At 44.9% G+C, this 11,538-nt stretch carries 7 protein-coding genes; 1 reads left to right on the forward strand and 6 read right to left on the reverse strand.

The window, feature by feature from the left end:
- Positions 1 to 17 precede the first annotated feature (17 nt).
- On the forward strand, positions 18 to 860 hold the full coding sequence (locus KXQ82_RS02500; RefSeq protein WP_219486477.1) for a ThuA domain-containing protein: 843 nt from the start codon (positions 18 to 20) through the stop codon (positions 858 to 860).
- A gap of 81 nt (positions 861 to 941) precedes the next feature.
- On the opposite strand, the gene KXQ82_RS02505 is transcribed toward KXQ82_RS02500, so the two are convergent.
- The 6 genes from KXQ82_RS02505 to KXQ82_RS02530 all read right to left on the reverse strand — a co-directional run bounded on the left by KXQ82_RS02505 (position 942) and on the right by KXQ82_RS02530 (position 11,385).
- A complete protein-coding gene (locus tag KXQ82_RS02505; RefSeq protein WP_219486478.1) occupies positions 942 to 2,135 on the reverse strand; it encodes a glycoside hydrolase family 88 protein in 1,194 nt (397 codons plus the stop codon).
- A gap of 7 nt (positions 2,136 to 2,142) precedes the next feature.
- Entirely contained in the window at positions 2,143 to 3,243 is a 1,101-nt protein-coding gene (locus KXQ82_RS02510; protein WP_219486479.1) for an alginate lyase family protein, read from the reverse strand.
- 37 nt (positions 3,244 to 3,280) lie between these two features.
- Positions 3,281 to 5,521, reverse strand: coding sequence for a beta-glucosidase BglX (gene bglX / locus KXQ82_RS02515; RefSeq protein WP_219486480.1), 2,241 nt, complete (start codon positions 5,519 to 5,521; stop codon positions 3,281 to 3,283).
- Positions 5,522 to 5,670: 149 nt separating this feature from the next.
- Positions 5,671 to 6,528: a hypothetical protein gene (locus KXQ82_RS02520; RefSeq protein WP_219486482.1), complete on the reverse strand. Its 858-nt coding sequence runs from the start codon at positions 6,526 to 6,528 to the stop codon at positions 5,671 to 5,673.
- 11 nt (positions 6,529 to 6,539) lie between these two features.
- A complete protein-coding gene (locus tag KXQ82_RS02525) occupies positions 6,540 to 8,180 on the reverse strand; it encodes a RagB/SusD family nutrient uptake outer membrane protein (RefSeq protein ID WP_219486484.1) in 1,641 nt (546 codons plus the stop codon).
- 10 nt (positions 8,181 to 8,190) lie between these two features.
- A complete protein-coding gene (locus KXQ82_RS02530; protein ID WP_219486486.1) occupies positions 8,191 to 11,385 on the reverse strand; it encodes a SusC/RagA family TonB-linked outer membrane protein in 3,195 nt (1,064 codons plus the stop codon).
- Between the last annotated feature and the right edge of the window lie 153 nt (positions 11,386 to 11,538).

An 11,538-nucleotide genomic window follows, 5' to 3' on the forward strand; every position in this document is an offset into this window, starting at 1 on the left:
ATAAACCTATCACAATTATGCACCATTTAAAACATATTGCAGTGCTATGCTGCGCTCTTATTTTTGCCTGCACGGTACACGCGCAAGCGCGAAAAAATAAACCGAAGTTTAAGGTGATCGCCTTTTATACCGCCAGGAACGACCTTGCCCATATCAGTTTTGTACACGAGGCCAACACATGGTTCCCCGCCATGGCAAAAAAGTATAATTTCGTTTACGATTCCACCCAAAACTGGGCCAACCTGAATGCCGGATACCTGGCACATTACAACGTGGTTTTGTTTTTAGACACCCGCCCTGAAGACCCTGCACAACGCGCGGCTTTTCAAACCTACATGGAGCATGGCGGCGCATGGATGGGTTTTCACTTTTCGGCATTTGCGCTCAAAACATCGGGTGTTGAGCAAAACTGGGATTGGTACCATCAAACCTTTTTAGGTTCCGGGCAATATGGCAGCAATACCTGGCGGCCAACTTCGGCCATACTAAGGGTAGAGGCTAAGCATCCCGCAACTAAAAACCTGCCGCAAACTTTCACATCTGCCCCAAACGAATGGTACCGCTGGCAAAACGACCTGCGCAAAAACCCGGATATCCGCATTTTGCTGGCTATCGATTCGGCAAGTTTCCCGGTGGGTACAGGGCCAAAGCAGTCAGAAATATGGCATAGCGGGTATTACCCCGTAGCCTGGGCCAACAAAAGTTACAAAATGATTTATGTGAATATGGGGCACAACGATATGGATTACGAGCATAAGTACGATAAAACCAACCGCACGCTATCACATACTTTCGATAGTGAGATGGAAAGTAAGTTTATTTTGGATGGGTTGATGTGGTTAGGGAGGGGGAATAAATAACAGCTTGGTACAAACCAAAGGCGCTAAGTGTATTTAATATCTTAGCGCCTTTATAGTTTTTGGGTGTAAAATGTTTTTAATTTATTTCATCCTTTTACTCCGCAACAAAGCTTCCAAATAATAATAATCAGCATAGGTTAATGGTACATCAACTTCGCTTTTAATAGGTTTGTGGCCTGTGCTGTGCAGTAAAATAAAATTGCCATTGGTATTTATGGGTGCTTTGTAGCTTTGGCTAAGGTTGTATAAAATTGTATTGGCCTTGGCCTTGTAACCGGTGTTTTTAGTATAAGTTGAAAGTTCTAATAAAGCCGAGGCGGTGATAGCCGCCGCCGATACATCGCGCGGGGTATTCGGGATAGCCGGGTCGTTATGGTCCCAATAGGGTATCAGGTCCTTTGGCATGGTTGGGCTGCTAAAAATGAATTTCTCGATCTTTTGCGCCTGCTCTAAATACTTTTTATCGTGCGTTTCACGATAGCAAACGGTAAAACCATAAAGGCCCCATGCCTGTCCACGTGCCCATGCCGATTCATCGGCATAGCCCTGTACAGTTATCTTCTTTATTACATTACCGGTTGCAGGGTCATAATCAACCATGTGGTACGAGCTGTTATCCGCGCGGAAATGATTCTTCATGGTAGTGTTAGCATGCGATATCGCTATTTTATAGAATGATGAATCACCTGATAATTTTGTCGCCTCGAAAAGCAATTCCAGGTTCATCATATTATCGATGATAACCGGATAGGTCCATTTATTATCCTTGTTATGATCCCATGATTTTATCACACCTGTCTTCGGGTTAAAACGTGTACTCAACGATTTTGCGGCCTGTATAATAATTGCTTTATAACGCTCATCCTTTGTTAGGCGGTAAGCATTGCCAACGCTGCAATACACCATAAAGCCTAAATCGTGTGTGCCTTTGTTAAACTGCTCTTTCTCAATTTTGGCAGTGTATATTTTAGCCTGCTCCATCCATTTGGTGTCTTTGGTATAATCGTATATATACCACAAAATACCGGGGAAGAAACCACTGGTCCAATCATTTGATTTTACCATTTTAAATTTGCCGTTCTCGAAAGTACGCGGCGATACCAGGGTTTTGCTGGTATCAACAATGTCTTTCACCTCGTTAAGCATGTACGATGTTTGCAGCTCAGCGCTTTTAAACTCTTTTGCTACATCAACTTTTTGCGCTGTAGCGGATGATGCGATGAGCACACCTAAAATGATAGCCGATAATTGGCCCTTTAAATTTTTAATAAGCATAATTGGTTTATTTGGTTTTGAATGGTTCTCTTACTTTGTTAAGTAATATTTGCCAATCGTTGTTGTATTGCGTTGCCGATACTGCCAGCACAGCCACCAGATACGTACCACTAAAGTACGAAGCCTGCTCCAAACAATAAACACCTGTTTCGGGCTTAAATTTTGCACCTGCCAGGTAACCGGCTTCGCCGTTTTTAGCGCGTGCCCTGTCAAAACCTGATTTGCTGTTTAAAAATTCGCCGTGTGTTTTTTCGCCGTTAACAAATGGCACTAAAAAGTCAACCGATTTTTTGACAGATGAACCCGTTGCCGATTGGTAGTTAAAATAATCCTTACCCGTAGCGCGGTAAATAGTACTTATCGCGCTAAGCAAAGGCTCTAAGGTATAAATGTGGTAGTGCAGGGCATCGCGCTCCTTAAAATCATGTCCCGAACCATCGGGGAACAGGTTGATGGCTATTTGCTTTTCCAACTCACGCTGCACCATGCTATAATTGCTTTTATTGTGTGTGGCATAACTTATCATCGTAATGATTTTTATGCGGTGTGAGTTCCAGTTATTAATGGCGGTTCCTTTATCGCCTTGAGCGTACTTGCTGTTAATTTCGCCATCAGCAATGCTGTTTAGCCATTCATCAGTGGTTTTGCGTACATCGGCGCTCACATCATCCCGGATCAGGTCGTAGCCCGAAAACATAGCTTCAAGTTTGGTTTCGTCAATCGGGTCGCCGTTGCTTTTGTTCACTTTGGCCCAGGCTAACAGGTACTGGCTTGCTTTATCCAGGCAGGCCTTGTTACCGGCCACTTTGTACACCAATGCCAGCGCGTATATCTTATCCGCGTCTTCCACCGCTTTAAGGCTTTTTACCTTGTCGGGATTTCCGGCCAATAAACCTTCCGATGTTATTTCTTCGATCGGGTTGGGCTGCTCGGTCATGGCCTTTGCGGCGGCAGCCTTAAAATTGCCAAATGTTTCTTTGGCCGATGCATTGGTATTGATCAGGCGCTTCAGTTTTACAATTTCATCTTTCGACAGACTCGAAAACTGTGCCTCCGCACTAAAAAACACCGTCGCCAAAACTGCGGTCAATAAAAGTGTTCTTCTCATCTTTTTCAATTACGGGGAAAATGGTTGTTATATTTATTTAGTCAATCAATTCAAAACTGCTTTCCAATACGATGTGGTCGGATGCATCACCTATCATCAGTTTAAACTCGCCGGGCTCAGTTATCCAATTCAGCTTCGAATCATAAAAAGATAATTTCTCTTTATCGATAACGAAGGTTACCTCCTTACTTTCGCCGGCTTGCAAAAACACCTTTTGGAAATCTTTTAGTTCTTTTACGGGCCGGGTTACGCTTGCCACCAAATCGTGCAGGTATAATTGCACTACCTGCGCACCTGCATAATTACCGGTATTTTTTAGCATGCAGGTTACCTGTAGCTTGCCGTCCTTTGTCATTTTCGGCTGGTTTATCTTCAAATCTGTAAGTGTGAATGTGGTATAGCTTAAACCATAACCAAAGGCGTAAGCCGGACTGTTAGGCATATCAATATAGGCTGATTTATAAACTATGTCGTTTAAGTCCTTAACGGGGCGGCCGGTGTTTTTGGCATTGTAAAATATCGGTATCTGCCCCTCTGCTCTCGGAAATGTGATAGGTAATTTTGCAGATGGGTTATAATCGCCAAACAGTACATTGGCCATGGCATTGCCTGCTTCGGTACCCAGCCACCAGGTATATAAAATAGCATCGGCATTTTGAGCGGTATAATTAAATATCAACGGGCGGCCCGCCATCATCATTACTATCATGGGTTTGCCTGTAGCTTTTAACGCTTTTATTAATTCTTCCTGTACGCCGGGCACATTCAAGTTAGCTCTGCTTTTGGCTTCGCCTGCCATATAGGCCGATTCGCCAATGGCAACAACAATAACATCGGCGTTCCGGGCAGTTTCCACAGCTTCGGCAAAGCCGGCTTTGCTGCTGTCGGTTATGCTGCAACCCTGGGCATAGGTCAGTTTTACGCTGTTACCTACTTTGTTCATCAGGCCTTCGTATAGCGAAACCAAATGGTCGTTTTCCCATGGCACGGCCCAGCCACCTTTCATATCATCGCCGGATTTTGCCAGCGGGCCAATAACGGCTATTGATTTTGTAGTTTTGGATAGTGGCAACACTTGATTCTGATTTTTAAGGAGTACGATGCTTTTCTCCGCAACTGTACGGGCAGCTATTTTATTTTTCGGATCGGATAAAACCTTTGTTTCGCGTGCGGCATCGCTAAAGCGGAAAGGATCGTCAAACAAACCCAACTCAAACTTTTTGCGCAGTACGCGCCTAACAGCATCATCAATTAAGGCAATGTCTACTTTTTTATCGTTAACCAGTTTTTTCAAATTATCAATATAAGCGTGCCCCTCCATATCCATATCCGAGCCTGCGGTAATGGCATATTTGGCTGCCTCGTAATTGTTCCTGGCAAATCCATGTGCTACCATTTCGCGTACCGATCCCCAATCGCTTACCACAAAACCGGTAAAGCCCCATTTGCCTTTTAAAATATCACGTTGCAAATAGCTGCTCCCCGTTGCCGGGATGCCGTTCAATTCGTTAAAGGAGTTCATAAAGGTGGCGGCGCCTGCATCGGCAGCAGCCTTAAATGGCGGCAAATAAGTCTCCCAGAGCATATGCTCGCTCATGTCTACAGTATTATAGTCGCGCCCGGCAATAGCGGCGCCATAGGCCGCAAAATGCTTTACACAAGCCATTATCGCATCAGTATTACCCAAGCCATTCCCCTGGAAGCCATGTACCCTTGCCCTTGCGATCAGAGAGCCTAAGTAAGGGTCTTCGCCGGCGCCTTCCATTACACGCCCCCAGCGCGGGTCGCGGCTGATATCCACCATCGGTGCAAACGTCCAGTGTAAGCCCGAGGCTGCGGCTTCCGTAGCGGCGATATGTGCCGAAAGTTCTATCGCATCCAGGTCCCAGCTTGCGGCTTCGGCCAAAGGTATAGGGAAGTGTGTGCGGTAACCATGTATCACATCCAAACCAAATATCAAAGGTATTTTAAGGCGCGATTGCAAGGCTATTTCCTGTACCATGCGGGTATCGGCAGCGCCGCGCACATTGAGCATTGAGCCTACGCGGCCCATTTTGATATCCTGAAATTTAGTGCTGTTGGCCGTAACCGGGCCGGTGGCCAACCTATCGCCGGTGTATTGGTTTAACTGACCGATCTTTTCTTCGATGGTCATCTTCGCCATTAAGGCATCTATCTTTTTTTCAATAACTACATTATCCTTTGCTTTTTGCTGGGCAAAACTTAACTGGCCAACCAAAAGCAAACAAACAAGCGTAAATGGTATTTTGGGTAACATATAGGCGTATAAAACTTTAAAAACAAGGATAGTAGGCGGGTATATCTCACTATAATACCGCAGGTTTTTAAAGCGGATTTTATATTAGTTAGATAATAAGCTGCCGCAATTATCGCGGCAGCTTATCAGTTATTGTTATTCGCAGGTTATCAATACCTGCTGGGGTAAACAGTTGTAGCGCAAACGTGGATCTGCCCGTTAGTGGCTATTAGTCCACCTGTGGCAACGTTGGTATTGTCATTAATTACCAGGGGAGTAAAATCGCCGCTGCCAAACTTAATGTTGAATTTGCCTTCAAGGTCAAATCCGTTACCTCCTGTTGTATAATTATACACCAATACACGCGCTCCCGAAGCATTCAACATCGGTGTAGAATTTACTACCAGGTAACCCATTTTTGATTCTTTACCGGCAACTGCACCTGCAGGTAGTAAAGACGCAAGGCTCGTATTAACGTAATTAGCATTGTTAAAGCCAACATCGGCCTGGCCTATCAGATACAGGAAATAGTTTCTTACGGTTGCTACCGAGTAATCGCTCCATGCTTTAGCAGGGTGGGTAACAGGAGTTACACCATCGGCGGCAAATTTTTGTGTGCCATCGGGGTTTTTATCCATTATCGGAAAATCGAACCAAAAACCTGCAGTGGGTATATTGCTTGTTGTGGTTACCACGGGCTTGCCGTTTACGGTAACCGTTGTTGTTGGCAATACCCTGATGGAGTTATTACTTAAAAATATGTAAGTGCGGCCCGGTTTGGTATATTCAGCCAGATCGATACCGGCATATTCTAAACCCAGTTGCATATACTTAAAAACGGTATCATTAGGTATGATGGGTGTTTTACCCCTGTCTTGCAAATATTGCGATGCCGTTTTATTGATCTCGCCATGCAGTTCGTTGCCGGATACGTATTGAAAGTCCTTTTGCATTTCAAGGCCGCCAATTTTACACGAAGCAAGCGCCAATATGCAAAGTGAGCTTATGATTATATTTATTTTTTTCATGATCTTTTAGTTTATTGACCGTTGTAAACCGGGTTTTGTACCAATAAATTATTCGAGTATAATACTGTGGACGCGATTGGCCAGTAGTAACGGCGTTTATCCGTTCCCCAACCTACCTGCGCGTTACCTGCAACAAGCTGGCGCGCTTTTAGTATCGGGTCCATTATGCTTGCCACACGGTCTGTTCTTACCAAATCAAACCATCTTACACCTTCGCCTATCAATTCCAATTGGCGCTCATCTAAAATGGCTAACTCCAATGATGCCTGGTCGGCAAACTGCGCGGTTGTAACTGTAGGTACGCCTGCACGTGCTTTTACCAGGTTTAAATATTTCACGGCATCGGTTGGATCGTTGGTTTTATTTAAAGCCTCGGCATATAACAGGTACATGCCCGAAAGGCGGTACATTGGGATGTACACGTTGGTTTGATCGGTTGCCGGTACGTTAGCCACCTGGCCACCATAGTTGGTTGATGTAAAAGTGTAACCAGCAGTAGCTGTAGCTGCAACAAAAGTACCCGGGTAAAATTTCCAAAAACTCCTGTCGCGTATTGGCTGGTTTGTAGATGAAGAAGTGTTATATGTTTGCTTTACGCGAATATCAGTAGTTGCAGTAGTTGTACCATACAAAGCTGTTGATTTTGTTGGCCATGCGGTCCACAACGGATCGGCCATCCTGATCAAAGGCTCGTTGGTGGTTTTTGATATACCGGCCATACAGGCGCAACCATTAGCGGTTGCATCCCAGTGAATGTTGAAGATACTTTCGGGACTGGCGGCTGGTGTTGCAAACTGTACATTCCAGGTTGGGCCCGATTGCAGGTCGGCAGCTGAGCCGCCTGAGCCTGTTACCCCTGTTCCGGCAGCATTGTATACTTTGCCTGTTGGCGCCTTAGCTGCAAATAAGAGCTTGAACCATTTTATGGCGTTGGTATAATCTTTATCCCACATATAAACATCTGCAGCAATGGAGCAAATGGCTCCTTCACCCAAATAGAATACTATCGGAGTTTGTCCTTTAATAGTCAGGTCATAAGCAGCCTGCAGGTCATCCTTACATTGCTGTAATATTTTAGCCTGTGGGTCTTTTGCCTGCTCGGCAACATCACCCGGATCGTAAACTGTTGTGCGTAACGGCGCATCACCCCAAACCCTGGCTATCCAGAAATAGCATAGTGCACGCATAGTTAAAGCTTGTGCTGTATAGCTTGCCTCCAAAGCTGGTGTTAAAGCTAATGTTGTACCCGGTGTGGTATAGTTTTTTATCAGCGGTAAATTGCGCAGCAATAAATTCGCGCGGCTTATGGTTCGGTATAACAGCGTCCAGTCGGCATATGTATTGGTACTGGTTAAGCCGTTAAAATCAATCTCATTTTGCGATGCAAGCGCGTAAACGGGCCTTCTCTCCCAGTTATCCGAGCGGGCTTCGCCCCACCAGGTAATACGGTTATTATACTGCCCGCCGCTGTTGTTTATCATTGTTATCTGGAACTCGGCATACATACCGGCTACGGCTGCATCAGCATCAAGCTTGTTATGAAAGAAGCTTGACAGTAGTCCCGAAGAAATTGGCTGTTCATCAACCAGCTTGTTACAGCTGCCCAAGGCTAAGCCTATCGTAATTATCGTTATCGAAAATATTCTTTTCATCTGTTTCTTATTAAAATCCAACGTTAATACCAAAACCTAATTCTCTTCTTTTTGGGTACCTGCCGGTGTCATCACCCGGTGTAAGTGGCGATGATGGTGAAAACTCAGGATCGAAACCTGTGTAATTTGTATAGGTTAAAAGGTTTACACCGTAGATGTATAAAGCCAGGTTTTTGGCAAATACTTTTTGTGCGAACTTAGGCTCAAGCCTGTAGGTAAACCTCGCGCTCGATAACCTGATGAAACTACCATCCTCCAGGAACATGCTATTGCTGCCAATACGCTGGCTGCCGCGGGTATCCTTATCGGGATAGTACGGGTATCTTGCAATATCGCCCTGTGTGGTCCATGCACCGTAGATTGCCTCGGGTAATGACGGGCCGCCGGTATTGGCAAAATTGGTAAGGTTTTGTTTGAATTGGTTATACACCTTACCGCCCAAAGTGGCGTTGATGATAAACGAGAGCGAGAACCTTTTATAAGTAAAGTTGTTTACAAAACCCAGGTATACATTTGGTTGTGCATTGCCTAATACCACACGGTCGGCATCGTCAATAACACCATCGTTGTTGGTATCCTGCCACTCCGTATCGCCACCTAAAAGCACCGCGCCTGCGCTCGATTTCTTTTTAACGATGGTGCCTGTGTAAGTATCGCCATTTAAAGTATAGCTTGTTGCTACGGTAGCGCCTGCTGTACCGCCACGGTTACTTGTTGTGGCCGTAATGCCTACCGGGGTTAATTTTTGCCCATCCGGCGTATAAGCATTCGATGCATCGTACTGGTAAACGCCCAGGTTTTTCCAACCATAAAAGTTACCTATTCTTTCGCCCGGTGCAACTAAAAAGCGCGCGTTGCCGCCGCTTACACCGCCACTGCCTGCGGCCACAAAGCTGTCGCCTTTGTTAAGCGATACGATCTTACCGCGCTCAAAAGAAATATTGGCATTAACCGTCCAGTTAAAGTTTTTTGAAACTACGGGCGTACCCGCTAATACGATCTCTAACCCTTTGTTTTCAATGGTACCTACGTTTACACGTTGTACGGTGTATCCAGTTTCTTTTGGTACCTGCGCGTTGTAAAGCAAGTCATTTGTAGTTCTTATATACGCGTCTGCTGTTAGGGTTAACCTGCTTTTTAACACGGTAAGATCAATACCTAAATCTTTGATAATGGTGGTTTCCCATTTTAACGTCGGGTTAGGCTCATTTGCTGTGGCCGATATACCTGCCACGCCGTTGTAGCTGTTCACCCCGGTTTCAACCTGAGGGATGGCATCATACGGGCCCGCGGCATCATTACCTCCGGCTCCGTAGCTAAATCTTAATTTACCATCATCCAGTGCTTTGTTGGTCCATTTCATAAATGGCTCATCGGTAAAGCGCCATGCTATTGATCCTGCAGGGAAACCGGCCGACCTGCTATCGGGGCCAAATCTCGAGGATGCATCGTTACGATAAACAAACTGCGCGATGTAACGGCTTTTATAATTATATCCCAAACGTGCGAAGTAAGATCCGGTAGATATTGCCGCGAAGTTTACCCTTTGTGCCAATACGTTGGTGATATTTCCGCCGGTAACGGTGTGAACGTTTTCGAGAACAAAGTTTGTACCTGATAAATTGGTGGTATCCAAACGCGCCCTATCACGCGATACACCTATAGTGGCTGTGATGGTGTGGTTCTTATTTATTACTTTGTTATAATTTGCGTAAGCCTGTGCCTCGTAAAAAAATCTTGATATAAAGCTGTTCCTGGCGGCATTGCTTGCCCCATCGGCAGCGTTTACAAATCTTGGTGAGAAAAATATACCCTCAGCATTATCATACTGCGCGTTTAAAGTTGTGGTAAATTTTAAATCTTTTGTAATATCAATGGCTAGTGTATTTACAAACTGCGTTCTGTAATCGTCGCGCGTATTTATCTCATACATGGAGTTGGCTATAGGGTTACGCTTACCGTTTATAAAACTGGCAAGGTCTCCATTCGGGTAATAGATGATATAACTCGATGGCCTGTCGAACGCCGGCCTGATCTGGTTACCGATGTTGCTGTAATTACCGGTTTGGCGCATAAACGACAAGTTAGTAGAGTATTTCATGAATTTTAAAAACTGGTAATCAGCATTGATACGCGATTGCAGTTTCTTGGTATAGGTATTGATCAGCGTACCCTGGTCATCCAAATAATTTAAGCTCATTGCATAGCTCAGGTCTTTACTGCCACCGGCTAATGATATCTTGGCGTCGCTTTTATGGCTTGTTGTTCCTAAAACCAGTTGCTCCAGGTCGTTATCAGAGTTTTGACCAGGGTTTAATGAATCTACCAGGGTAGAACCATAACCGGGGGTAAGGCCCGATTGTAAGCGGCGATAATAACGCAGATCGGCAGGGTTGGTTTCCTGTATCTTGTGCGCCATTTTTCCTATGGTATAAACAAACTGCGCGTCAATACGCGGTTTGTTTGGCACACCATGTTTGGTAGTAATTAAAATTACACCATTTGCAGAGCGTGAACCGTAAATTGCCGCTGATGCCGCATCTTTCAACACTTCGATACTTTGTATATCGCTCGGGTTGATGGATGCCGCGTTAGGCGTGATCACACCGTCAATTACATACAATGGGTTTGTGCTTTGCCCTTCATTCGAAAAGGTAGATGGCCCGCGTACGGTAATGCTACCTTCGGCACCCGGCTCACCGCCATCGTTCACTACCAAAACACCGGCAGCCTGCCCTTGTAAGGCATCAAAAAGATTTAAAGGTTGCCTTTCTTCAATTTCTTTAGCACTTACTGACGATATAGCACTTGTAAGATCGCGCTTTTTAACGGTTTGCCCGTAACCTGTAACCACTACCTCGTTCAGGCTGTTTGCCGCGTTCTCGGTAAGTGTTATATTCAATGTTTTTTGGCTTCCTACAACAACTTCCCTGGTAGTAAAGCCAATATAGGTAAATACTAAAACTGCCTGTGCATCGGGCACGCTGATGGTAAACTTTCCGTTCCCGTCTGAAGCGGTACCTGTTTTGGTACCTTTTAATAAAATGCTGACACCAATAAGCGTTTCGCCCTTGGCATCTTTAACTACACCGGTAACTTTAGTAGTGCCCTGCGCATGTACTGTAGCGCCGAACATCATCAACGCGGCAATAAGCATTGATAAAAGTTTAAGGGATAGGTTTAATTGCGTAATGATTCTCTTCATACTAATGGTTTAAAATTTAGTAACTAATAATTAGGTTTAATCTGTTTGCCGGTAATTGGTAGTACCGGCATAAATGATCGCGTAAGCAGCGATCATAAGCGATCACGCTGTCGATATTGGTTTCATCATGTTTTTTTAACTGCTTATGTTAAT

The sequence above is a fragment of the Mucilaginibacter rivuli genome (assembly GCF_019391655.1).
Classification (GTDB): Bacteria; Bacteroidota; Bacteroidia; order Sphingobacteriales; family Sphingobacteriaceae; genus Mucilaginibacter; species Mucilaginibacter rivuli.

Bases quoted from the DNA above. Each gene is read 5' to 3' on its own strand.
- KXQ82_RS02500 (WP_219486477.1), top strand. From the start codon at position 18: ATGCACCATTTAAAACATATTGCAGTGCTATGCTGCGCTCTTATTTTT.
- KXQ82_RS02505 (WP_219486478.1), bottom strand. From the start codon at position 2,135: ATGCTTATTAAAAATTTAAAGGGCCAATTATCGGCTATCATTTTAGGT.
- KXQ82_RS02510 (WP_219486479.1), bottom strand. From the start codon at position 3,243: ATGAGAAGAACACTTTTATTGACCGCAGTTTTGGCGACGGTGTTTTTT.
- bglX (WP_219486480.1), bottom strand. From the start codon at position 5,521: ATGTTACCCAAAATACCATTTACGCTTGTTTGTTTGCTTTTGGTTGGC.
- KXQ82_RS02520 (WP_219486482.1), bottom strand. From the start codon at position 6,528: ATGAAAAAAATAAATATAATCATAAGCTCACTTTGCATATTGGCGCTT.
- KXQ82_RS02525 (WP_219486484.1), bottom strand. From the start codon at position 8,180: ATGAAAAGAATATTTTCGATAACGATAATTACGATAGGCTTAGCCTTG.
- KXQ82_RS02530 (WP_219486486.1), bottom strand. From the start codon at position 11,385: ATGAAGAGAATCATTACGCAATTAAACCTATCCCTTAAACTTTTATCA.